The sequence below is a fragment of the Aquiflexum gelatinilyticum genome, from assembly GCF_024741135.1.
Lineage (GTDB): Bacteria > Bacteroidota > Bacteroidia > Cytophagales > Cyclobacteriaceae > Cognataquiflexum > Cognataquiflexum gelatinilyticum.
In genome coordinates this window covers 94,598-118,163 of the sequence record NZ_JANSUY010000017.1, presented here as the reverse complement: position 1 = coordinate 118,163, position 23,566 = coordinate 94,598, and the positions used below count along the sequence as shown (strand labels likewise).

The following is a 23,566-nucleotide window of genomic DNA, read 5'->3' as shown; positions in this document are numbered from 1 at the left end:
TAATAGGATTTGATCCGCCAACCCAATTTGACCTGTTCGATGAAGCATTTCCATAAATCCATCCTTTTCCTAGCGCTATTTTTTATTTTGTTACAAAGTTGCAGGCAACAATCACAGGAGCAAGCCGAATCGCCTCAAGCAGATGCCGATATCTATGCCGAACATGTTCGGACAGCTGAGTTCCAAACTCCCGAAGAGGAACGTTTGGATTTTGTCCTTCCTGAGGGATTTGAGGTGACACTTTTTGCATCCGAACCTGATATTACCAAACCTATCAATATGGCTTTTGATGAGAAAGGAAGACTTTGGGTCACCCAATCCTCCGAATATCCCATCGCCGCAGGTCAGGGCGAAGGAAGAGACAGGATTACTATTTTAGAAGATACAGACAGTGATGGCAAAGCTGACAAAATCCAGGACTTCGCCAATGACCTGAATATTCCCATCGGAATCGTTCCGATCAAAAACGGCGCAATTGCCTATTCCATTCCCAATGTGTATAAATTTTTGGACGAAGATGGGGATGGGAGATCGGAGAGTAGGGAAGTTTTGCTAGGTCCTTTTGAGCACAAGGATACCCACGGGATGGTCAATAACCTCTTTCGCGGATTTGACGGTTGGATTCATGCTTCCCATGGTTTCTCAAATATTTCTACCGTTGCAGGAAAAGATGGACATGCCATCAAAATGGTATCGGGGAATACTTTCCGCTTTAAATCCGACGGCAGCAGGGTAGAAAAAACCACCGATGGCCGGATCAATCCATTTGGATCTGACTATGATGAAATGGGTTATCACTATTCTGCCGACTGCCATACATTGCCGATTTACCAATTGATCTGGGGGGGTAATTATACGCAATGGGGCAAGAAAGAGCCCAACATGGGTTTTGCACCGACAATGATGGATTATGGCCTGAAGTCCACAGCGCTATCGGGTTTGGTTTACTACACAGATGACCAGTTTCCTGAAGAATACCGAAACAGTTTCTATTCGGGTGATGTGGTAACCTGCAGGATCAGCCGGAATACAATAGAATTTAACGGCAGCACTCCAAAAGCAATAGCCCAATCCGATTTTTTAGTCAGCAAAGATCCTTGGTTTCGGCCTGTAGACATCAAAATAGGCCCTGATGGGGCGATGTACATCGCTGATTTTTACAACAGAATCATTGGTCATTATGAAGTTCCACTCGACCATCCCGGGCGGGATAGGGTGAGTGGCAGGATCTGGAAAATAACCTACAAGGGAAATAGCAGAAAAGTAACCGATTGGTCAAAAGCTAGTCAGGAGGAACTGATTCAAGCAATGGGAAACAGAATCCTCCAAATCCGAATGGTGGCGACCGATGAATTGGTGGACAGGTTCGGAATGGATGCTATACCTGCTTTGGCCAAAATGGTTGAAAACAAAAAAACAAGTCCTGAACAATTGATTCAAGGGTTGTGGGCCTTGTATAGACTAGATGCATTGCCGGATAATGTCCTCCAAAACTCCCTTGAATACCCAGATAGGAAAGTCAGACTGCATGCCTACAAAATCCTTTCGAATTATAGTCAACATAGGGAAGAGCAATTTGCTACGGCCATCTCTGACCTGACAGATTCAGATCCACACGTCCAGAGGGCAGCGGCAGAATTTTTGAGTTTGCATCCCAACGAAATGGCGTATAAGAAGCTTATTGAACTTCATTCAAATATCCCTGAATACGATACGCATTTGGCATATACCATGCTGATGGCAATTTCCAATCACTTTCAGGAAAAAGAAATCCTACAAATGGCTGTGAAGGAAAATTGGGATGAAAAGCAAGCTAAAGTAGTTGCATTGGTCATTTCTGACCTGAATGTTTCGGAAGCAGGTGATTTTCTTTTGGCACATTTAAATAAATTTCAAGAATCAGATAGGAACAGTATAGGATTTACCGAAACCATCGCTAAAACCATCTCACCTACCAAAATTGAAAACCTGCTTCAATGGGTAAAGCAAAAATCTGAAGCCGAACCGGATGTAGCCCATTTGCTTGCAAAAGCTACGGAACAAGGTATGAACCAAAGGGCTATGACTGTTCCGACTTCATACAAACTTTGGCATGTTAATTTGGCTGAAAGTACCTTGAAATCAATTCCTTCCAAGCTAAAATATACGGACCTTGAAAAAGAGAAAATTCTATTCGCTACAGAAACTGCAGGAAAAAATAAGGTTTCAACTCTTAATTCAGAACTGAAAGAATTACTGACCAAAGCAAATTCAGATGAAGACATCAGATCTTCTGCCGCAAGGGCTTTGATGATGATTGACCCCAAGTCAAACTCAATCCTTATAGCTCAGACTATGAGTGATAGCCGTGAAGAAATAAGTATGCGAAGAAAACTTGCATCAGCTTTGGGACTTTGGGAAAACCCAAAATCAAGAGAATTGCTTGGGGAAGGATTGAGAAATGCGCCTACAGAACTACAAGAAACCATCAGTATGGAATTGGCAAAAAGTGGAGAGGGAAAAACGCAATTGATGACTTATATCAAAAAAGGATATGCTCCTGCTAGAATGTTGAAACAAAGGGCTGTGGAGGAAAATATGTTAGCCAATATCAGCCCCCTACAGCGAAAGGAATTCGAAGCACTTACCGCTAATCTGGTTCCTATCTCAGAAGAGAGGCAAAAATTGATTGAGGAAAGACTAGCTGAATTCACACCCGATAACAAATCATTGGCTGACGGTGCTGTTATTTTTGAGCAAAACTGCAGCAGTTGCCATCAGATTGACAAGAAAGGAGGCCTGATAGGACCGCAATTGGACGGTGTCGGAAATTGGGGACAAACAGCCTTGGCCACCAAAATCCTTGACCCCAACAGAAACATTACGGAGAATTTCAGAACCTACAATATTTCCCTGAACAATGGTCAAACTGTCTCGGGACTATATAGAAGAGAGGAAGGACAGACAATCGTTTTGGCAGACCAAACAGGGAAAGAATTTTCAGTTTCGAAACCTGAAATCAAAGAAATGATACCTTCCAAATATACCTTGATGCCTGACAATTTTAATACAGCAATTTCTAAAGAAGAATTCAACGCATTGCTTGTGTACCTATTGAACACAAAATAAGAAACCATGAAAATTTTCAATAATTCCATTCATACCGTTTATAAAACATTCAAAATGTGCTTATTGAACAAAAATTATAGGATATCAATCATATTGGGTTCTATGGTTTTGACCATAATTCAAAGTGGTTTTTCCCAAAATCAAACCATAAAAGGAGATAAAATTTCATTCCAAAGGCAGGTTTTGACTTCCGAGTTTTTAGCAGAAGGCGTGGGAGTGGGGGATGTTAATCATGATGGAAGGATGGATGTGATGGCAGGGGCCTATTGGTTTGAAGCACCGGATTGGAAAAAGCATGAAATCACACAACCTCAAAAATTTGAATATGACAAAGGATACAGCAATGCCTTTATCTGCCATGGCATGGATGTCAACAAAGACGGATGGGTGGATTTTGTCCGGATCGGATTTCCGGGAAAAGAAGTATTCTGGTTTGAAAACCCAAAAAATGAAAGAGGTCATTGGAAAAGGCATGTTATCCATCCCACTTTGGGAAACGAATCTGCAGGATTTTATGATATCGACGGCGATGGGGAGTTGGAGATATTGGGAGGAAATTCCGCCACGGGTCAGATGGTTTGGCTTAAACCATTAAATTACAACGGAAGAATTGAATGGAAAGAATATACCATCAGCCAAAATGAAAAACGAGGTTCTGAGCCTTATTCACATGGACTAGGTTTTGGGGATATCAATGGAGATGGCAGAAAAGATGTAATCATCCGTGATGGTTGGTGGGAAGCACCACAGGATCCCCGGACTCCAAATTGGAAATTCCACCCTGCGAATCTTGGTGAACCCGCAGCCCAGATGTATGCTTACGACTTCAACGGTGATGGTTTCAATGATGTGTTGTCTTCATCTGCACATGAATTGGGGATTTGGTGGCATAAGAAGGGAAAGGATTCTAGCGGGAATCCTACCTGGAAAACAAACCTCATCGATGATACCTATACCCAGACCCATGGAGTTGCTTTTGTGGATATCAATTCCAATGGACTGCCGGATTTTGTTACCGGCAAGCGGTATTTTGCGCATATGGGATCAGATCCGGGAGAGTTTGATACTCCTTTTCTTTATTGGTATGAATTTGTTCCGGGTGCCAAACCAACATGGATTCCACACAAAATAGATGAAGACTCGGGAGTTGGGGTACATGTGCTTTCTGAAGACATAAATAAAGACGGATTACCTGACATCATCATTTCCAATAAAAAAGGCGTTTTTGTATTTGTTCAAAAAAGAGATTGATGCCACATTCGAATTACTGAATATTCTATCAATTGGAACTCTCATCATTCTGATATCTTTCAGCATAATCACTTTCATCCATTCCTTTGCTGAACCTTCTGAGATTGTAAGTGAAACTCAGCATTACATACGTCTGCAACACATTTGATTGAATATCTTCAACGAACGTTTCGGTTATATTCCTCCTTACGTTGGCGTTTTCACCAAATAAGTCATAAACCATCAGGCTGATTTCGCCACGTTGGTTGTTGAATATTTTTTTACCTACGCTCATATTGACTAGCGAAAAATTGGTATCAAATCCTTGGGATAATCCCGAATTGATCTGATGGTTGAGATCGAGTCGGTAGATAATCCCTTCCCAAATGATCCAGTTAAAATTCACCCTAAATCTCTGTTGGAAAAATTTGCTGTTGAGGCTGGAATTGAGGCTGTTATTTACTTCGTTGAAAGACGACCTGGACCAGATATTGAAATCTACCTGATCACTGATGTTGCTGCTAAGCGAAAACCCTGTACTCAAGCGGCTGGAATTGTTGAATCCTATTTGATCATTGACCTGACCCGGCCTTTGGGTAAATCCCAATCCTGCATTGATATTGAAGTTGGATTTGATAAATCCCAAAGGCATCCCATAACTGAACCAAGACCTGAAATCTTTAAATCCATCCAAATTTACCGGTTTATTCAACTGCGAACCTGTTTCCAAAATGATGCCGTCCTGAATTTCTGTAGGTTCACTTGCGATCAAAGTGCTATTGGAAATAAAATTGTCGACAAACCTTGATTGGGCAAAAATGTTCCAGTTTTTATCTGTGTCGGGATTGTTGCTTCGGAACCTAAACCTGATTTGGTTGGTGTAGGATTGATCCAAATCGGGATTTCCTGTCCGCAGCTGAAGCGGATTGGTATTGTCAATCACAGCCTGAAGCTGGGATATTTGGGGTTCATTGGTATACGTATCGTAATCAAACTGCAGATTGGTATTCGTTGAGAATTTGTATTCCATTCTCACTGTCGGGGTGAAATTTTGAAAAGTTTTGTTCAGAATATCAGGATTTGGAAAGAACTGATCGTTTTTGAGCCGTGCATCCTGATACTCCAATTCGGTTTGGACTTTTAATTTCTCGGAGAGAAATTGATATCCGAATTCCAATTCCTGGGTGAGGTATTTGCTTTGAAAGGTATTGCTCAAAGCTGTGTCTAGAGAAAGATTCCCTGATTCAAAATCCCCGTTTTCTACATTGAATGTAAGTTTATCTGAATCATTTAACCTGTTTCCGATTTGATATTCCAATTCCATTTGTCCTCTTTGACCCAAAGGTTCTGTATATGAAACACGACTTTGCCAAAAGTCTCCAGTCCTTTCTCTTGTTGTTCTTTGGTCGATGATTTCCTCCCTGTTTCCGCTTTCCTCATAAAAAGTATTTTCTGCTTTTCTATCAGATGAATCTTCATTCCAACCTTTTGCAAAATTGGTCCTAAAGGTAATGGTCCTACCAGGTTTGTCAAATTTGTGGCTGTATAGTAGTCGGTTGAATAAATCAAAGTCTTGATACTTTCCGGTTTTGAGGTTTTTAACCGAATTGATCAGGTCAAAACCATTATCAGTTTCTCCTATGAAACCTGAGTTTTCGGTTTCATACCGCGCCGAAAACCTTGGGATATAAAGGATTCTGTTTTTGTCATTAATGTTATAATCCAATCTAAGGTTTGCCTGATGTTGGTTGTTGATTCTTACATCAGTACTGTTTTCCCTATAAAATTTGTCAGAATCATCAGTTGTGACAAAATCCCTGAATCTGTCCACTACGCCAACATTTTTCCTTTTGGTAAACACATAACTTCCTGTCACTTTGATTTTGTCCATCCACAAATCTGTGTAATTCAATCCCAAAATGTTGGTAGTGATGACACCTTGTTGAGGGTTGTTATTGTCTTGGGCATTTGGATCGCTTGTATAATCTAGGATATTGACATTATTGGTCAATCCTGTAAAAGTGATTCTTCTTTCTTCGTCAAAAGCATTGATACTTGCACCTACCAAATAGCGGTCATAAGTCCCATAACCTGCAGTTGTTTTTCCAAATTGGCCTTTCCTTCTGCTGGCTTTGGTAATGATGTTAATGGTTTTGAGCCTTTCGCCATCATCAAAACCACTTAACTGTGATTTTTCACTCTTTTGGTCAAAAACCTCGATGCTTTGGATTACTTCTGCGGGAAGATTCTGAAGTGCAGTCTTCACATCTGTACCAAAAAATGGTTTACCATCTACCAGGATCTGGGCAATTGCCTCTCCTTGGGCCTGTAATATTCCATCCTCAGAACTCACTCCCGGAAGTTTTTCTATTAAAGTCTGCGCACTTGCATCCTTCATCGTTTTGAAGGCATCCGCATTAAATAGGGTTGTGTCACCTTTTTGGGTTCCGGTAGAACGCCTTGCTTCGATAATTACCTCATTGAGATCTGTCGCAACTTCACTTACCGAAATATTTCCGAGATCGAGGTTTGAGGTCAGTTCTAAAGTCTGAAAAAAGTCTCTAAATCCCAAATACTGAACTTTAAGGATGTAATCTCCTTGCCTTACTCCTGAAAACGTGAAATTTCCATCTATATCAGAAACCGTTCCGGTTACCTGGGAAGAATCACTTACGGTCAATAATAGTACATTGACAAAAGGCAAAGCCTCCTGTTTGCCTTCAACAATGACGACACCTTTAATATAGAACGATTGAGAAAAACTTTGAATGGTAAAAAAACCAAAAATGAAAATTGAAAATATGTACTTCATTGAAATATTTTATGGTAACTTTTTATAATTCAAATGGATAGGTTCATTGGAACTACGCCAAACCTAAAAGCAAACTTAAAGGGCTCTTGTTCGCCGATGAAGGTTTAATTTGCTGAGTGGTATATTTTCTCGAAGAACTGCCGTCTGACTTATTTAGGATATCAGTTTATTTTCTGGATCGCCATTATTTGAAATGAAATGATGTTTATAATTCAATCATTTAAACTCCGTAAGGATGTGGTTGGGATTACTTAGTTTTGTTCAATGATTTTTCTTTATTCTTTTTAGATGAAACAAACTAATGTGTTGTTCGTTATCTAAGCAGACAATTTGTAACAATTCAAACAATCTGTGTTAACTTTGTTTTTTTAGGTTGTTATTTTAAATTGGTTTTAATAAAAATTATTCTTTCTAATTGCCTAAAAATATTTTAATGAATACCGTCTAAACGAGGCTTTCACCCAATTGGCTAAAGAAAAGATGGAAAAATGATTAATCTTATTCTTTAATGAAAAAAACAACAAAACCCTTTTATGTTTTGATTCCTGATGGAGAGACATTTGCATTTCCCTATATTCTCCATAGTTTGTCAGAAATCAGAAATTTTAGACTTATTGTAATGTCAACAAAGAAAGACTTTCCATTAAGATATTCAAGGTATGTCCATAGATTCCTGTTTTTTCCTAAGCAAAATGATAAAAGAGATTGGATAAAAATTATAAATACTGTAACAGAAAAATATGGTGTTGACCTGATTATGCCCATTTTCGAGACGGGTATTAAAATCCTTCTTGAAAATAAACCTCTACTTTTGCATAATTCATCCAAACTAGTCCCTTTACCTTCATTACATGATTTTAATGTGGCTAGCAATAAGGCTTTATTGGCAGTCCATCTTGACAATATTGGTTTGTCAGGGCCAAAAACTGCTCCTTTAACCTCAGATATCATCAATGAAGAGACTAATTTGATGTTAAAATTCCCCGTATTATCTAAGCCACTTAAGTCAGGAAGCGGAAGGGGAATAGTTAAATTTGAAGACCATAAATCATTGAAGGATCATTTTGAAACTATTGGACTTAATGAACCCTATATCCTTCAAGAGTATATTCAAGGTCAGGATTACGGTTGCAACGTATTATGTCTTAACGGTGAAATCTTGGCATATACCATTCAAAAAGGAAACCTTTGGGGCTCAAAGCCTTACTCAGCTCAAATAGGATTGGATTTTGTTTATAATGAAGACTTGTTTCAAGCAGTAAAAAAACTGATGAAGTCCTTAAATTGGAACGGTGTAGCGAATATTGACCTGATTTTTGATCCAAAAAATGATGTTTTCCATATTTTAGAGATAAATCCGAGATTTTGGAGTTCTATTACAGCATCACTTTTGGCCGGGATAAATTTTCCTAAGCTCTTAATTTACCTTTCTATCGGAGAAAAAATTGAACCGCAAGATTACAAAAGAATGGGATATGTGGTATTGTATGGACTTAAGGAATATTGTAGAAAAAATAAAATTTCGATTTATGATTTAGGATTTATCTGGAATAGTACTCCGATAAGATATAAAATCAAAGATCCGGGTCCATTGGCTTATGAATATGTGATGAAAACGAAAAAACAAATCTTGGTAAAAATTAACAAGCTATTTGGTAGGAAGGAGGTTTGATTTTTTAATAAGTGACTTTTTGATCCTTTAAAAATAAACTTCCGGTTTTTTTTATTGAAAAGTAAGCAATTAGAATAATCTGGTCATTTCCCGATACAAAACTTCGAAAAGATATTGGCCAAAAGGTCATCGGTGGTAATCTCTCCCGTGATTTCTCCTAGGTAATGTAAAGACCTGCGGATATCCATCGCCAAAAAATCATTGGTAATCTGTCTGTCCAAACCTTCCAACACATCCAATAACGAATGTCTTGTTTTGACCAAAGAATCATAATGACGGATATTGGTCACGATGGTGTTTCCCGTCCGGAATTTATCCAGATTGACCAACTCCAAAATGCGGCTTTTCAACACTTCAAGATTATCCTTTTGCCCTGCGGAAATAAAAATGGTATCTGGATACTTTGCCTTCAGTTCCCTTACAAAATCCGGTGACGCCTTATCGATTTTGTTGGCAACTTTGATAAAAGGAACTCCCTGATTTTCTAACCTATTGATATCCCGATTGATTTCGACCATATCCGTATCTGTCAGGTCAAAAAGGTACAGAATAAGAGATGCTGTTTTCATCTTCTCCTGAGTCCGGCTGACTCCGATTGCTTCGATGATATCCGTTGTTTCCCGCAGTCCAGCGGTATCTATAAAGCGGAAAATTACCCCGCCGATATTGATTTCATCTTCGATAAAATCCCGGGTGGTGCCAGCAATTTCTGACACAATTGCTTTTTCCTCATTGAGCAAGGCATTGAGCAATGTGGACTTCCCAGCATTGGGTTTGCCGGCGATGACCGTGGGAACACCATTTTTGATCACATTGCCCAAGTCAAAACTTGATATCAGCAGTTCAACGGCGCGAAGCAATTTTTCCACCAGGACCTTCAGGTCATTCCTGTTTGCAAACTCCACGTCTTCCTCCCCAAAATCAAGTTCAAGCTCTATCATCGAAGCAAAATGGATCAGCTCATTTCGGAGTTTTTGAATCTCGCTGCTGAAGCCACCGCGCATTTGATTCATGGCTGCTTGGTGGGAGGTCTCAGAATCTGAATGGATCAAGTCAGCTACTGCCTCAGCCTGTGCCAGGTCAAACTGCCCATGGAGAAAAGCCCTTTGGGTAAATTCTCCCGGTTTGGCCGGTCGGGCACCATGGCGAACCAAAAGCTTGATGACCTGATTGACAATATAGGAAGACCCGTGCGTGGATATTTCCACCACGTTTTCTTTGGTAAAGGATTTCGGTGCGACAAAAACGGAAGCCAAGACTTCATCTATGATTTTGTCTCCATCGCGGATAGTTCCAAAATGTATGGTATGGGAGGCCTGCTTTTCAAGGTCTTTCCCTTTAAAAATCCTGTTTGTGATTTTGATTGCATCCTTTCCCGAAAGTCGGATGACCGCAATGGCACCAACTCCCTGAGGGGTGGCCAATGCCACGATGGTATCTTCTTTTTCGTGAAGGGAAAATGACATACTTACTTTCCGAATTTGTTTAGAAGGTCTTCCATACCTGTAAGGAAGGGAACAGGTTCTCTATAACCTGGGAATTGGGCGATGTTTTCCATGGCGGCATCCATGATTACAAAATTTGGATATGAACTTACCCTCATCGCTCTTGCCATGGTGGCTTCGGTATATTCTTTGCCTTTGAAACTGAATTTCCTCTTGACGTCTTCAGCATTCATTTTGACAGCATAGAAGTTATTGTTGATAAATCCAATGACTTCGGGGTCGGTAAAAGTGTCCTTATCCATTTTCTTGCACCATCCGCACCAATCGGTGTATACATCCACAAAGATCATTTTGGGTTCTTCAGCAGTTTTGGCAGCAGCCTCCTCAAATGTCAGCCAAGTGATTTTGTCCTGTGCCATTGCGATTTGGAAGCTGAATAGGGTGATCAGCAAAGCGCCAAATAACTTTTTCATATGGTTAATCTTATTTTGTTCAAATTTAACGACTTGCTTTGGTTTGAAGTTCAATTTCTTTGATTAAAGTATCAAGACACAAGACATGAGACATGAGACACAAGTCCCAAGATTTTGGGAAATTCAGAATTAAGAATGATGAATTAATAATTCAGGATTGCGACAGAAACAGTTAACCAAATAACCAAATAACCATTTAACCTTTAACCTTAAACTTCCCCAACCCGACAACACCGAAAACGCGAAGCAGATAACAATGACAACAACTACAACCACTACAACCATTACAACAACTACAACATTCAACCCTTCTTTACACCATAACCAGAATATTACCCGCCACGTCTTTTGACATGAAAATTGATTTTTTGTTGTCTACCAATATTTCTACTGAACCGTCAAATTCCGTTTTGTCTATGACTTTGATCCTTGCACCAATGTAGGCACCCACTTTGTCCAAATACCTCAAGAACGCAGGACTGCTGTCTTTGACTGCTACTATCTGACCTGTTGAACCTAATTCAATTTCATTCAGTGGGAGACGTGGCCTTACCCTTACATCCCCAAATTCATCTGGGATAGGATCTCCATGTGGATCGAACTTGGGATAACCCAGATACTCATCTAATCTTTGAATCAGACTTTTTGATTTGACATGGGACAAAGCATCCGCTACCTCATGAACTTCATCCCAAGAGAATTTTAATTTCTGAACCAAAAATACTTCCCATATGCGGTGCTTTCTGATTGTTTGAAGGGCCATTTTTTTACCTTCTTCAGTAATGTGGAGACCGTAGTATTTGCGGTATTCAATTACTTCTTTTTCGCCTAACTTCCGAAGCATGTCACTAACCGAGGCAGGCTTGGTTTTCATTTCCGCGGATACATCATTGGTTGACACTCCTTTTTTTCCACCATCGGACAGGTGGTAGATGGCTTTCAAATAATTTTCTTCAGCAGAGGTAAGGGTAATCATAGTTCTAGTTGGTTTAGGTGTAAAGATAGAAATTTAGATTGGCCTTAAAAATATTTTCATACAGGCTAAATCAGGTGTGGATAACTCAATATGGATCGTGATTAGCGATTTAGATAAGTCTAAAAATAATATTAGATAAGCAAAAATATAATCTTAAATTGCTGTTATACAATAATATAATTTCAATTTTATTTCTATTTTATTATGGATTTGTTCAGGATTACAGAGTTTCCATATTCTCAAAAAGGGTTTCCAAGAAGGCCAAAACGTGGATAACTTTTTTGGTTTTAAGAGATTTTTTTATGCTTGAGGTAGGGAAGAGAATCCTGATTCGTAAAAAAGAATTAGGAACATATAGGTTAAATTAACCCTCTTTTGATAATAAAAATTGGTTAAAACCTAAGAATCAGGACAAAGCAATCCAACTCAAAAGTTCAATCTCTATAGGCCAACTGTTCGATTATTGGCAAAAAAAGAGTTTCATCACTTTTCCACAATATTTCTTCTCCGGGTTTTTTTACAAAAAATTCAGTATCCAAAAAACCTTCAAGTTTTTCTTGGGCATGGTTTGTGTCAGTGAAATCAATCCCAATTCCGGCAGGATATTCAGAACAGATTGAATGCCACAAGGTATTTTTTTGAAAGAGGCAGGGCTTACCCAAAGCAATGCTTTCATATAATTTGCTTGGAATTTTAGGGCTTATGCTAGGGATCTGATGGTATGGAAGAAGGACAATATCTGTTTCCTGATACCCCTTTAAGATATCAGAATAGGGCAGGGGATTTTCGGAGATTTGGAGATGGATTGACTTTTGGTCAAGGCAGATTCTTCGAAGTTTTTCGCCATAATCTATCATAGTGATATGGCCTAATATTGTCAAAGAAGCCTGTGGAAAATGTCTCAAAATGGTTTGGAACCATTTGATGCCTTCTATGATTCCATATACTTCTGTCAAGGTACCGGATATTAGAAACCTTAGTTTCCTCTTTTCATTCAATTTTACTGGTTTGACATCCTGTATCTGGCCAAAATATTTGTTTTGAAGAACAGTGTAGTTTTTAATCCTTGGAAATTCCTTTTGGTACACTTTCTCTGCAAAAAAATAGTGCTCGATAAAAGGATTTGAACAGCATTCAATAAATCTTACGAGTAATTTGGAAAGGCTTTTATTCAAGCCTCTGAGTGTTTTGTTTTGTTCAAGATTTAGGACATAATTTTCGCGTATGTCATAGACCAAATTATACCTGAAAAACAATTTCCCCAATAATGCTGCAGGCAATAACTCGAAAGTGGTAATAATGACTAATTTTGGCTTTACCTGAATTAAGATTTTTATTAACCTCAGACCAAGCACTGCCCTTGAGAAGTCATTTCTGTTTTTGGAAAAAATAGAATGAAATCTGATGTTTTTTTCATCGGTTTCTTTTTTTATCGAAAATCCTATGATGTTAATAAGGTATTTATTTGTTTCACGCATCGAAATGGCAAACCTGTAATATAGCCTCGGGTCTTTTAGCGGTTTAAGCACAGAGGCAATCACAATTTGGGTTTGCGACATAATCGGGTAAAAATTAGAAAGACAGAAATCAAAAATATGGAATTATTAAAGTCAATTATCGAAAAAGCCTGGGAAAACAGGGAATTACTTAAAGAAAAAGAGGTTGAAATAGCAATCAAAACAGTCATTAGTGAATTGGATAGCGGCGGAATTCGAGTTGCAGAGCCTTTAGAGGACGGTTCTTGGAAAGTCAATGATTGGGTCAAGAAGGCGGTTATTCTTTATTTCCCGATCCAAAAAATGCATACTATTGAGGTTGGGCCTTTTGAATTCCATGATAAAATGGCCTTGAAAACCAATTATGCCAAGCAGGGTGTCCGGGTGGTTCCACATGCCGTGGCTAGGTATGGTGCATTTTTGGCAAGTGGCGTAATAATGATGCCATCTTACGTAAATATTGGGGCATATGTAGATAGTGGCACGATGGTTGATACATGGGCGACTGTTGGTTCTTGTGCCCAAATAGGTAAAAATGTCCACCTCAGTGGCGGTGTCGGAATAGGAGGGGTTTTAGAGCCCGTTCAGGCTTCACCTGTCATTGTAGAGGATGGAGCTTTTATCGGCTCAAGAGCAATCATCGTAGAGGGAGTAAGGATTGGAAAAGAGGCTGTAATAGGAGCAGGCGTAACGCTTACTGCGAGTTCCAAGATCATTGATGTTACAGGTTCTGAGCCAAAAGAATATAAAGGTTTTGTTCCTGAAAGATCTGTGGTGATTCCGGGATCCTTGACAAAGAAATTTCCTGCAGGCGAATTTCAGGTTCCATGTGCCTTGATCATTGGCCAAAGAAAACCTTCCACCGACCTAAAAACGTCCCTTAACGATGCATTGAGAGAAAATAATGTAGCCGTTTAAAGATTATCATTACCAAAATGAAAGTAAAGAATTGGGTTTTTGCCTCCCTTATTGGCATGATGTTGATGTCATCCTGTTCGGAAAATATTTCCAATAAGGGAGATGCTTTATTTAGCCAAAAGCAATATGAAGAAGCTGTGGCTGAATATGACAGGGTTTTGAAAAATAATCCCAAATACTTTAAAGGCCTTTATAACAGAGGTAGGGCCTATGAGGAACTGGGGGAATTCAAAAAGGCAGAAAAGGATTTTCTTGCTGCTTTTGCCATTGACAGCAAAAATACCCAAGTCATGATGAGCCTTTCCAATATTTATCAAAAACAAAAAAACCATAATTCGGCACTTCTTTATGCTGATTATGCCGTGCAGGTTCCTGGCGCTCCAGCTATGGCTTACTTTCTAAAAGGCAGGGCATTGCATCAAATCGGCAATACAGGTGAAGCTATGAAGGAATACAGTGCAGCCATCCAAATGGACAAGAATTTTGGGCAGGCGTATTACTATCGAGGAATGCTGAAAATCGCAACGGATAAGAAAAAATCAGGTTGTGAAGACATCAAAGCGGCGCTTAAGTTGGATTTCAAAGAAGCTCAAATGGCCCTAGAAAAATATTGTAAGTAAAAAATCTTTTTGATACACTTTATCAAAAAAACCTGAGGTTCCATCAGGTTTTTTCTATTTATACCCATTACCCAATAGTAAAATAACCCTTTACCATTAATCAAATAAACAATTAACACTTAACCAAATAACCACCCCTCAATGGCTCATTTCCTTTAATTTTTCAAATCCATTGAAATACCTCGGTTGATTGATAGGCTTATGGTCACAGATTTCTTCTGATAATAACCTGCCTTGACCCCTACAAGTCCTGCAATCGCTCAATTCCTTCAAACTTCCCATACATTTTGGGCAGGTATGTTTTCCTTCTCCCGAGCATTTTTCACATTCATAGTATTCTATGATATTGAATACATTTTTTTTGGTGACCAAACCCGAGCCCCGACATTTTATACACCCTACGACACCCCTTGCTCTACAGTACATACAGGCTTGTTCTATCTGTTTTTCACCTTCACATGTAGGACAATTTAAGTAACGATAGCCGCGGTTGTCACATAACTTACAATTGTAAATACTTGCCATATTGGATTTTAACTTAACTTCCAAATCTTTGGCAGCTTCATAATTATCTCCCTTGAATCCGTTGATCTCAAGGTATTTATTCAAAAAATTGAGACTATTATCATATTGGCCAAGTTCAAAAAGAGTCTCAGCAAAAAAGTAAGACATTTCGGGAGGAATTGAAAGGTTGCTTTCGATGATTTGCCTAAAGTAAGCATTGGCTTTCTCGTAATCCTTTCTTTCCATTTCTGCCAAGGCACTGTTCATCAACTTAGTAGATCCCCCAAGATTAGGTTTAACCTGGGAAAAAACTGAATTGGTCATGAAGATGACAAATATTCCAGTAATTATAAATTTGAAAAGAGGATTTGGATTCAATACAGGCTGGGGGAAAACCATTGGCTAATTGGGAATCTTACTTTTTTTACTACAGACAAAGTAAATACCTTTAATCAACAAAACAATGGTAAAAATCTGTTTGAATTTTTAAAAAAAATCAAAATCTTGAGAAAAATTGTTTAAGAACTTTGAATTTATCACCCAAATAGAGTCGCCTTATATCGGAATACTAGCTATTAGGATCCTTGGAAAGATGGCAAAAAATCGTTTGTAGGGATGAATTAATGACGTTCATTTATATTAATCCATTTGGCTTATTTAATTATTCCTTTCACTTAAAAATTTAAATTTTATGGCAAAAACCATCACTTCGATCGAAGGAATCGGTCCCGCAAACAAAGAAAAACTTGCAGCAGCAGGAATTACCACCGTTGAAGGCCTTTTGGAAAAAGGAGCTTCCAAAAAAGGACGCAAAGAAATTGCTGATGCAAGCGGAATTGGAGAAGGGGTAATTCTGGACTGGGTCAATATGGCTGACTTGTTCAGAATAAATGGAATAGCAAGTCAGTTCGCAGAATTGCTTAAAGCTGCGGGGGTAGATACAGTCAAAGAACTTAGAACCCGAAATGCTGAAAACCTTCACAAAGCTTTGACTGAAACCAATGCTGAAAAAAACCTGACAAGGGTTGTTCCAGCACTTTCCCAAATTGAGGATTTTATCGGTCAAGCCAAACATCTTGAGCCAATGGTTACCCATTGATATCAATTCATTCCAATAAAAACCTGGATACAGCTATTTGTATTCAGGTTTTTTTATTTTAGCTGAAATATTCAACCCAATTCATTTTTACCATGAGTAAAGCAGAGGATTTTAAACAACACTTAGAACAAGGCTACACTTTCAAAGGGAATTCAATTATTCTCGGAACCGGAATTTTGAACCATGAGCCTATTCCACACGCTCAGGTCAAAATCCCTCTAAAAACTTTAAACAGGCATGGTTTGATTGCCGGCGCTACAGGAACGGGAAAAACAAAAACCCTTCAGGTGATTGCAGAACAGCTTTCACTCAATGGGGTTCCCTCTGTCCTGATGGACCTGAAAGGGGATTTATCAGGAATTGCCCAATCCGGGAGTATGAATCCGCATATTGAAAAGAGAGCCGGATTAATTGGGATTGATTATCAGGCTATCGGTTTACCTGTAGAATTGATGTCTATCAGCCATGAAAAGGGAGTGAAACTCAAGGCAACCGTTTCAGAATTTGGGCCCGTCCTGATTTCGCAAATAATGGAACTCAATGATACACAAAGAGGGGTGATTGCATTGGTTTTTAGGTATTGTGACACGCATCATTTGCCTTTGCTAGACCTGAAAGACCTCAAGAAAGTCCTTCAGTTTGTGATCAATGAAGGTAAAGATGAAATCAGCAAAGAATTTGGAGCTGTTTCATCTGCAACAGTGAATACCATCATGAGGAAAATCATTGAACTTGAACAACAAGGGGCAGAGAATTTTTTTGGAGAGCCATCTTTTGACGTGCAGGATTTTGTTAGAACCGTAGATGGCAAAGGGGTTGTTTCCATCATCCGCCTCACAGATATCCAAAATCAGCCCAAGTTGTTTTCAACTTTTATGCTAAGCTTATTGTCAGAGATTTATGAGACTTTTCCTGAACAAGGTGATTCTGATAAACCAAAACTTTGCCTTTTTATAGATGAGGCTCATTTGGTATTCTCCACGGCCTCTAAGGACCTAATCGATAAAATCGAAGCAATAGTAAAGCTGATCAGGTCAAAAGGAGTAGGGGTTTTTTTCTGTACCCAGACACCAACAGATGTACCTGATAACGTATTGGGACAGTTGGGTTTAAAGATCCAACATTCATTGAGAGCTTTTACTGCCAAAGACCGAAAAGCCATTACCAAAACGGCCGAAAATTATCCATTGTCAGCATTCTACAAAACTGATGAAGTCTTGACTTCAATGGGGATTGGAGAGGCATTGGTGACAGTTTTGAATGAAAAAGGAATCCCGACCCCTTTGGCACATACACTTTTGCGTCCTCCTGTTTCGAGGATGGATATTTTGACTGAAAGTGAAATTGACAGTATGGTCAGGTCATCGTCTCTTGTCAAAAAATACAATATTGAAATTGACAGGGAAAGTGCTTTTGAACTTTTGGATCAAAAGATCAGCAGGGCAGAAGCTGCGGCAGAAGCCTCCAAAAACCAATCTATTCCAAGTGCAAAATCCAAAGGAAAGCCTATCCAGGAAACCTCCATCATCGAAGAACTCAGCAAAAACACCATGGTAAGACAAATCGGTAGAAGTATCTTCAGGGAATTGACCAGGGGAATATTGGGTTCATTTTCGGGAAGTAAAAGAAGATAAGGGTGGGTAGGCTAAAAATCGGTGTCATTGGAGCCGGTGCGGCAGGGTATTTTGCTGCCATTCATGCCGCCCAATGGGATGCTGAAGTGACTATCATCGAGAAGACTTCCAAGTCACTCGCTAAAGTGAAGATCTCGGGAGGCGGTAGGTGTAATGTCACCCATGCTGCCTTTGAGATCTCTTCCCTTTCAAAAAACTACCCAAGAGGTGAAAAATTTCTTAAGAAAGTATTCCGCCTTTTTGCTGTTAATGATACCATCAACTGGTTTGAATCCAATGGAGTAACTTTGAAAACCGAGGCAGATGGAAGGATGTTTCCTGTTTCGGATGATTCACAATCCATTATTGATGCTTTACAACATGCTGCCAATCGGGTAGGAGTTAGGGTACTTTTTAACTTTAATGTAAAAAAAATCATTACCAAAAACCCAGGGTTTGAACTTTGGTCAGATGACAAAAAGCTTCATTTTGACAGGATCATCGTCTGTTCTGGAGGAAATCCAAAATTGGAAGGGTTTGATTTTCTTTCAGGTTTTATACACAGTATTGAACAGCCGATTCCTTCTTTATTCACCTTCAATACACCACAGGAACCAATCAGAAAATTGATGGGTATTTCACTTCCTGATACTTTCGTCCGACTTGAAGGTACTAAAATGGCCTACAGAGGCCCTTTGCTGATTACACATTGGGGATTGAGTGGACCGGCAGTTTTGAAATTATCAGCCTTTGGTGCAAAATGGCTTTTTGACCAACAATATAAAGCCAAGGCACATATCAGGTGGTCAAATGATTGGTCCGAAGAGTGGCTTGTCATGGAGCTTCTTTCTTTTCAAAAAAATCACCCAAAAAAGAAAATCAGTACCAATCCCTTGTTTGGGATACCGGGTAGATTATGGGAACATCTCTGTGAAAAATCAGAGATGGAGCCTGACATTATTTGGCAAAATTTGCCAAAAAAACAGTTCAATAAATTGGTTCAAAATCTTTTTTGCTATATTGTATGTGTAGATGGAAAGACTACCTTCAAGGAAGAATTCGTTACGGCCGGTGGGGTGGTCTTAGATGAGATCGACCCTGAGACTATGGAAAGCAAACTTATTGATGGTTTGTTTTTTGCAGGTGAAGTATTGAATTTAGATGGGATAACAGGAGGATTCAATTTTCAGGCCGCCTGGAGTACCGGATATGTTGCAGGAGTAAGTGCAGGTCAACCAGAAAAATAATGCTCGAAAAACAACTCCCTGTCAATTTTGACAGAATAGAAGAAATGGCTGAAGGTGATGCTGAATTTAGAGCAGAACTGGTAAGTGCTTTATATAAATCACTTTCGGAGCTAAAGGAAAAGTATCTCGAAGGCTCTGAATTGAAAGACCTTGAGATCATTTCTCAGATCCGGCATAAGGTAAAGCCTGCGCTAGCCTTGTTCGAAATCAATGTTTTGAACGAAGTGATTCAAGAAGGAAAAGATATTCTTACAGATAAGGGATTCAATGAGGGTTTTATTGCACACCTTGAGCGTTTCCTTGATGCTGTCCAAGACGCCATAGATCAGGTTGCGTTGCATTTGGATGTGGAAAAAAGCTAGAGTAGCTATCTTATTTTTTGGATCAGGTCAACCAATCGATTTGAATAGCCTGCTTCATTGTCGTACCATCCTACTATTTTGACCAGGTTTCCTTTGACTGATGTCAATGCCGAATCAAATATGCATGAGTGAGGATTTCCAATGATGTCAATAGAAACAATTGGCGCTTCTTCAAATTCAATGATTCCTTTCATATCACCGTCAGACTCTTTTTTAAAAACAGCATTCAATTCCTTTGTTGTGGTTTCTTTTTTTAGCAATACCACCAAATCAGTGAGCGAACCATCAGGAACAGGAACCCGCATCGCAGAAGCTTCGATTTTCCCTTTTAGTGCAGGCAATACAATTTCCATCGCCTTTGCTGCATTGGTGGTGGTCGGGATGATGGAATATGCCGCAGCCCTAGCCCTTCTTAAATCCCTGTGCGGGGCATCATGCAGGTTTTGGTCATTGGTATAGGAATGCACGGTGGAGACAAATCCTTTTTCTATCCCAAAATGATCCTCCAAAACCTTAACCATCGGTGCAAGGCAGTTAGTTGTGCAAGAGGCGTTTGAGATGATTTTCTCTTCACCTGAAAGGATATGGTCGTTGACACCAAGAACTATGGTTGGTATTTCTTTACTTGGTGAAGGAGCAGTGATGATTACTTTTTTTGCACCTGCTTTGAGGTGGCCTTCAGCAAGTGATTTTTCTGTGAATTTGCCCGTGGACTCCAACACAATATCGATGTCAAGATCGTCCCATGGAATATTTTCCGGATTTCTTTCGGCAAATATCCGGATGGTTTTTCCTTTCACAACAATATTTCCATATACCGCTTTGACAGCAAAGGGGTATTTCCCGTGAACAGAATCATACTGAAGCAGGTGGGCAAGGGTAACAGGGTCCGTAAGGTCATTGACAGCGATGAGTTCGATATCTTCTTTTTCAAGTAAAAGCTTGAAAGTCAACCTTCCGATTCGGCCAAAACCATTGATGGCCACTCTTATTTTTTTCATGTCAGCTTATTGGGACTTTATATCAAAGGCGAAAGTAAGGATTTGAGCGCAAAGCTTGCCAATAATTTTTCAGGTTAGTTATCAATGTTTTGACTTCCAAAACCAAATATTTTTCTGTCTTGTTTTGCATTCTTGTTTTAACCCGCTATATTTGCAACACCTTTCAAAAAAGAGGTCAAAACCCACAAAAATGGTCGATTCGTCTAGGGGTTAGGACGTATCCCTTTCACGGATAAAACACGGGGTCGATTCCCGTATCGACTACCAAAACACTGGAAAAATCCAGTGTGTTCTTTTTGACTGCATGGTCGATTCGTCTAGGGGTTAGGACGTATCCCTTTCACGGATAAAACACGGGTTCGATTCCCGTATCGACTACCAAAACACTGGAAAAATCCAGTGTTTTCTTTTTGACTGCATGGTCGATTCGTCTAGGGGTTAGGACGTATCCCTTTCACGGATAAAACACGGGTTCTATTCCCGTATCGACTAACAAAAAACTGGAAAAATCCAGTGTGTTCTTTTTGACTGCATGGTCGATTCGTCGAGGGGTTAGGACGTATCCCTTTCACGGATAAAACACGGGTTCGATTCCCGTATCGACTACAACAAATTGATGTTTTTCATCTTTCGGATTGCATACGAAAGTATGCATGAAGAATTTGTTTTATGGTTGTTAGTGGTTAAAGTGAATGAAAACCCGGTCTTCTAGGCCGGGTTTTTCTTATTTAAACCAATACCAATCCAAATTCCAATAAGCCTCTCCAGACTTTGGATCCTAGGAAGCGGTCAAAATCTCCTAAATTTGCTGCCACGTATTTCTCTTCAAACTCCGCAAAGGTCATCTCTTTTTTTCCAAGTTTGGGTGTGATATCCCGAAGGATTGTTTCAAGCCATTCTCCTTCTTCCTGTCTGACGAGGATTTCATCTGTTCCATTTTTGTTTTCGATCACCAAAGGCCACATTTCTGTCTTTTTACCTTTTTTCACAAAAGCAGTTCTCTCCAGTTCAGGTTCATTTCCCAACCAAATTAATTTGGCATTGGGTTTCATAACATTTCCTGTTTCGATCTGAATGGCATTGTAGATGAAATTGGGAGAAACGGATGTTTTTGGGATTTTGAAACTAAACCACTCCTGAAGCGGAAAATCAAAACAGATCCCATGCATGTAATTGAAAAGGGCTTTTTTGAGGCCTTCGCTAAAAAGTTCATGGTCAGCACCATCGGGATCCTCATGACTCAGGTCGTTGTCGGCAAACAGGCCTTTTTCAGGTCCGGTACGGACTACTTTAAATGCACCAGGGTCAATCCCGATTGGCGCATGGGATGTCATCGCAAACAAATGCCAAAATCCCGATTGCAGGATATTGTTCATAAAGAGTTGCCTGACCATCTCCAGGCTGTCAATGGTTTCTTGCGCAGTCTGCGTCGGAAAACCGTACATCAGGTAAGCATGAACCATCACTCCTGATTCTGTGAAATTCCTTGCCACACGGGCTACTTGGGAGACAGTGACACCCTTTTGCATCATCTGCAGCAACCTGTCTGAAGCTACTTCCAACCCCCCTGAAACGGCAATGCATCCGGAAGCCTTCAGTAACCTGCACAGGTCATATGTAAATCTTTCTTCAAAACGGATATTGGTCCACCAAGTGATTTTGAGGTTTCTCTTAAGGATTTCGATCGCCAATTCCCGCATCAGGGCAGGGGGGGCTGCTTCATCCACAAAGTGAAAGCCCGTTTCTCCAGTCTGTGCAATCAATTCCTCAATCCGGTCACAGATGATGTTGGCGCTGATCGGCTCGTAATTTTTGATATAATCCAAGGTCACATCACAAAAGGAGCATTTCTTCCAATAGCAGCCATGTGCCATCGTCAGCTTGTTCCACCGGCCATCCGACCAAAGGCGGTGCATGGGGTTGGCAATCTCGATGACTGACAAGTATTTGTTCAGAGGCAAACCCGAATAATCAGGCGTTCCTGTTTGGCTAAAGGGAATGTCGGTGTTTTTGGCGCCATTGTGGTAGGTGACTTTCCCATCGACCAAGGCAAAGGTTCTTTTGAGTTGGTCAAGACTTCTTTCACCATCCAAATGCTCCAACAGGCAGGTGAGGGGCCTTTCTCCATCATCTAAAGTGATGAAATCCAAAAAGTTAAATACCCTAGGCTCATTGATTGACCGGAGTTCAGTATTGGGATAGCCGCCTCCCATAGCCACTTTGATATGGGGATAATTAGTCTTGATAAATTTTCCACACCGCAAAGCGCCGTAAAGATTTCCGGGGAAAGGTACCGAAAGACATACAAAATAAGGATCGGTTTCTTGGATCAGTTTTTCCAATTCCTCCATTAAAAACTGATCGGTAAAAGATTCGGGACCTTCCAATGCATCATTTAAATCATCAAATGAAGTCGCCGACATTCCCAACCTCTCTGCATACCGGCTAAAACCAAAGTGCGGATCCAGGGCTTCACTGATCAAATCCCCGATATCTTCCAGGTACAAAGTAGCGAAATGCCTTGCTTTGTCCTGGATGCCCATCGTCCCAAATGCCCAGTCCAAATCATCCAACTGGTCAAACCGGGAGGCCTGTGGCAGGAAGTCCCCGTCACAGATATTGTAGGCCAACGTGGGATTGTCAAACTGTAAGAAATGGATGACAGGATCAATGGTATGCAGGTAGTCTTTCTGTAATTTGACTATCCTTTGGATGTTAGTGGAATAATTTTTAACTCCTTTATTTTCAATGGATTGAAATACTTTGGTTAAACCTTCTTTTGAAAAAATTCTCAGGATAACTTTAATGCCCAAGTCACTTTGAAATGCTGTTTTCCCTATCGTATTCAGGTACCCTTTGATATAAGCTGTCGCCGGGTAAGGGGTATTGAGTTGGGTAAAGGGTGGGGTAATTAGAAGGATTGACTTGAACACAGTAAAATGATTTGCTTCAAATTTCGGCAATTTTTAAAGATAACCACTAAAGAATCT

General features: G+C 39.8%; 17 protein-coding genes and 4 tRNA genes. 13 read left to right on the top strand and 8 right to left on the bottom strand.

What is annotated here, in order from left to right; all coding sequences use genetic code 11:
• Positions 1-39: 39 nt before the first annotated feature.
• Both NU887_RS16805 and NU887_RS16800 read left to right on the top strand, forming a co-directional pair.
• Complete coding sequence (locus NU887_RS16805) at positions 40-3,108, top strand: PVC-type heme-binding CxxCH protein (RefSeq protein WP_258424543.1); 3,069 nt, start codon at positions 40-42, stop codon at positions 3,106-3,108.
• 6 nt (positions 3,109-3,114) lie between these two features.
• Positions 3,115-4,359: an FG-GAP repeat domain-containing protein gene (locus tag NU887_RS16800; protein WP_258424542.1), complete on the top strand. Its 1,245-nt coding sequence runs from the start codon at positions 3,115-3,117 to the stop codon at positions 4,357-4,359.
• Positions 4,360-4,387: 28 nt separating this feature from the next.
• Here NU887_RS16800 and NU887_RS16795 read toward each other — a convergent pair whose 3' ends face one another.
• Positions 4,388-7,150: an outer membrane beta-barrel protein gene (locus NU887_RS16795; RefSeq protein WP_258424541.1), complete on the bottom strand. Its 2,763-nt coding sequence runs from the start codon at positions 7,148-7,150 to the stop codon at positions 4,388-4,390.
• A 508-nt stretch (positions 7,151-7,658) separates the two neighbouring features.
• Between NU887_RS16795 and NU887_RS16790 the strand changes: the two genes are divergently transcribed.
• Positions 7,659-8,822, top strand: coding sequence for an ATP-grasp domain-containing protein (locus NU887_RS16790; RefSeq protein WP_258424540.1), 1,164 nt, complete (start codon positions 7,659-7,661; stop codon positions 8,820-8,822).
• Between the two features lie 83 nt (positions 8,823-8,905).
• Here the strand turns inward: NU887_RS16790 and mnmE are convergent, their stop codons facing one another.
• From mnmE to NU887_RS16770, 4 genes are all read right to left on the bottom strand, one after another.
• Positions 8,906-10,288, bottom strand: a complete 1,383-nt coding sequence (gene mnmE, locus NU887_RS16785; protein WP_258424539.1) for a tRNA uridine-5-carboxymethylaminomethyl(34) synthesis GTPase MnmE — start codon at positions 10,286-10,288, stop codon at positions 8,906-8,908.
• 2 nt (positions 10,289-10,290) lie between these two features.
• On the bottom strand, positions 10,291-10,740 hold the full coding sequence (locus tag NU887_RS16780; RefSeq protein WP_258424538.1) for a thioredoxin family protein: 450 nt from the start codon (positions 10,738-10,740) through the stop codon (positions 10,291-10,293).
• Between the two features lie 313 nt (positions 10,741-11,053).
• Entirely contained in the window at positions 11,054-11,716 is a 663-nt protein-coding gene (locus tag NU887_RS16775; protein WP_258424537.1) for a metal-dependent transcriptional regulator, read from the bottom strand.
• Between the two features lie 434 nt (positions 11,717-12,150).
• The gene (locus tag NU887_RS16770) at positions 12,151-13,275 is read right to left on the bottom strand and encodes a glycosyltransferase (protein WP_258424536.1); all 1,125 of its coding nucleotides are present in this window, start codon (positions 13,273-13,275) and stop codon (positions 12,151-12,153) included.
• A 36-nt stretch (positions 13,276-13,311) separates the two neighbouring features.
• Here NU887_RS16770 and NU887_RS16765 point away from each other — a divergent pair, with 36 nt between their 5' ends.
• On the top strand, positions 13,312-14,130 hold the full coding sequence (locus tag NU887_RS16765; RefSeq protein WP_258424535.1) for a 2,3,4,5-tetrahydropyridine-2,6-dicarboxylate N-succinyltransferase: 819 nt from the start codon (positions 13,312-13,314) through the stop codon (positions 14,128-14,130).
• Between the two features lie 17 nt (positions 14,131-14,147).
• The gene (locus NU887_RS16760) at positions 14,148-14,750 is read left to right on the top strand and encodes a tetratricopeptide repeat protein (RefSeq protein ID WP_258424534.1); all 603 of its coding nucleotides are present in this window, start codon (positions 14,148-14,150) and stop codon (positions 14,748-14,750) included.
• Between the two features lie 138 nt (positions 14,751-14,888).
• Here NU887_RS16760 and NU887_RS16755 read toward each other — a convergent pair whose 3' ends face one another.
• Entirely contained in the window at positions 14,889-15,578 is a 690-nt protein-coding gene (locus NU887_RS16755; protein ID WP_258424532.1) for a molecular chaperone DnaJ, read from the bottom strand.
• 367 nt (positions 15,579-15,945) lie between these two features.
• On the opposite strand from NU887_RS16755, the gene NU887_RS16750 reads away from it, so the two are divergent.
• The 4 genes from NU887_RS16750 to NU887_RS16735 all read left to right on the top strand — a co-directional run bounded on the left by NU887_RS16750 (position 15,946) and on the right by NU887_RS16735 (position 19,575).
• Positions 15,946-16,353, top strand: a complete 408-nt coding sequence (locus tag NU887_RS16750) for a DUF4332 domain-containing protein (protein WP_258424531.1) — start codon at positions 15,946-15,948, stop codon at positions 16,351-16,353.
• 92 nt (positions 16,354-16,445) lie between these two features.
• Positions 16,446-17,987, top strand: a complete 1,542-nt coding sequence (locus NU887_RS16745) for a helicase HerA-like domain-containing protein (protein ID WP_258424530.1) — start codon at positions 16,446-16,448, stop codon at positions 17,985-17,987.
• Between the two features lie 2 nt (positions 17,988-17,989).
• Positions 17,990-19,213 carry a BaiN/RdsA family NAD(P)/FAD-dependent oxidoreductase gene (locus NU887_RS16740; protein WP_258424529.1) on the top strand — a complete coding sequence of 408 codons (1,224 nt, stop codon included), beginning with the start codon at positions 17,990-17,992 and terminating at the stop codon, positions 19,211-19,213.
• Positions 19,213-19,575, top strand: a complete 363-nt coding sequence (locus NU887_RS16735) for a hypothetical protein (RefSeq protein ID WP_258424528.1) — start codon at positions 19,213-19,215, stop codon at positions 19,573-19,575. The genes NU887_RS16740 and NU887_RS16735 overlap by 1 nt, the downstream gene beginning before the upstream one ends.
• A 5-nt stretch (positions 19,576-19,580) precedes the next feature.
• On the opposite strand, the gene gap is transcribed toward NU887_RS16735, so the two are convergent.
• Positions 19,581-20,576: a type I glyceraldehyde-3-phosphate dehydrogenase gene (gene gap, locus NU887_RS16730; RefSeq protein WP_258424527.1), complete on the bottom strand. Its 996-nt coding sequence runs from the start codon at positions 20,574-20,576 to the stop codon at positions 19,581-19,583.
• A 192-nt stretch (positions 20,577-20,768) separates the two neighbouring features.
• On the opposite strand from gap, the gene NU887_RS16725 reads away from it, so the two are divergent.
• The 4 genes from NU887_RS16725 to NU887_RS16710 all read left to right on the top strand — a co-directional run bounded on the left by NU887_RS16725 (position 20,769) and on the right by NU887_RS16710 (position 21,182).
• Positions 20,769-20,843: transfer RNA gene (locus tag NU887_RS16725), tRNA-Glu, on the top strand.
• A gap of 39 nt (positions 20,844-20,882) precedes the next feature.
• Positions 20,883-20,957, top strand: a tRNA-Glu gene (locus NU887_RS16720).
• A 39-nt stretch (positions 20,958-20,996) separates the two neighbouring features.
• Positions 20,997-21,068, top strand: a tRNA-Glu gene (locus NU887_RS16715).
• Positions 21,069-21,110: 42 nt separating this feature from the next.
• A tRNA-Glu gene (locus tag NU887_RS16710) sits at positions 21,111-21,182 on the top strand.
• Positions 21,183-21,304: 122 nt separating this feature from the next.
• Here NU887_RS16710 and NU887_RS16705 read toward each other — a convergent pair.
• Positions 21,305-23,509 carry a B12-binding domain-containing radical SAM protein gene (locus NU887_RS16705; RefSeq protein ID WP_258424526.1) on the bottom strand — a complete coding sequence of 735 codons (2,205 nt, stop codon included), beginning with the start codon at positions 23,507-23,509 and terminating at the stop codon, positions 21,305-21,307.
• Positions 23,510-23,566: the final 57 nt, after the last annotated feature.

Bases quoted from the DNA above. Each gene is read 5' to 3' on its own strand.
- NU887_RS16805 (WP_258424543.1), top strand. From the start codon at position 40: ATGAAGCATTTCCATAAATCCATCCTTTTCCTAGCGCTATTTTTTATT.
- NU887_RS16800 (WP_258424542.1), top strand. From the start codon at position 3,115: ATGAAAATTTTCAATAATTCCATTCATACCGTTTATAAAACATTCAAA.
- NU887_RS16795 (WP_258424541.1), bottom strand. From the start codon at position 7,150: ATGAAGTACATATTTTCAATTTTCATTTTTGGTTTTTTTACCATTCAA.
- NU887_RS16790 (WP_258424540.1), top strand. From the start codon at position 7,659: ATGAAAAAAACAACAAAACCCTTTTATGTTTTGATTCCTGATGGAGAG.
- mnmE (WP_258424539.1), bottom strand. From the start codon at position 10,288: ATGTCATTTTCCCTTCACGAAAAAGAAGATACCATCGTGGCATTGGCC.
- NU887_RS16780 (WP_258424538.1), bottom strand. From the start codon at position 10,740: ATGAAAAAGTTATTTGGCGCTTTGCTGATCACCCTATTCAGCTTCCAA.
- NU887_RS16775 (WP_258424537.1), bottom strand. From the start codon at position 11,716: ATGATTACCCTTACCTCTGCTGAAGAAAATTATTTGAAAGCCATCTAC.
- NU887_RS16770 (WP_258424536.1), bottom strand. From the start codon at position 13,275: ATGTCGCAAACCCAAATTGTGATTGCCTCTGTGCTTAAACCGCTAAAA.
- NU887_RS16765 (WP_258424535.1), top strand. From the start codon at position 13,312: ATGGAATTATTAAAGTCAATTATCGAAAAAGCCTGGGAAAACAGGGAA.
- NU887_RS16760 (WP_258424534.1), top strand. From the start codon at position 14,148: ATGAAAGTAAAGAATTGGGTTTTTGCCTCCCTTATTGGCATGATGTTG.
- NU887_RS16755 (WP_258424532.1), bottom strand. From the start codon at position 15,578: ATGACCAATTCAGTTTTTTCCCAGGTTAAACCTAATCTTGGGGGATCT.
- NU887_RS16750 (WP_258424531.1), top strand. From the start codon at position 15,946: ATGGCAAAAACCATCACTTCGATCGAAGGAATCGGTCCCGCAAACAAA.
- NU887_RS16745 (WP_258424530.1), top strand. From the start codon at position 16,446: ATGAGTAAAGCAGAGGATTTTAAACAACACTTAGAACAAGGCTACACT.
- NU887_RS16735 (WP_258424528.1), top strand. From the start codon at position 19,213: ATGCTCGAAAAACAACTCCCTGTCAATTTTGACAGAATAGAAGAAATG.
- gap (WP_258424527.1), bottom strand. From the start codon at position 20,576: ATGAAAAAAATAAGAGTGGCCATCAATGGTTTTGGCCGAATCGGAAGG.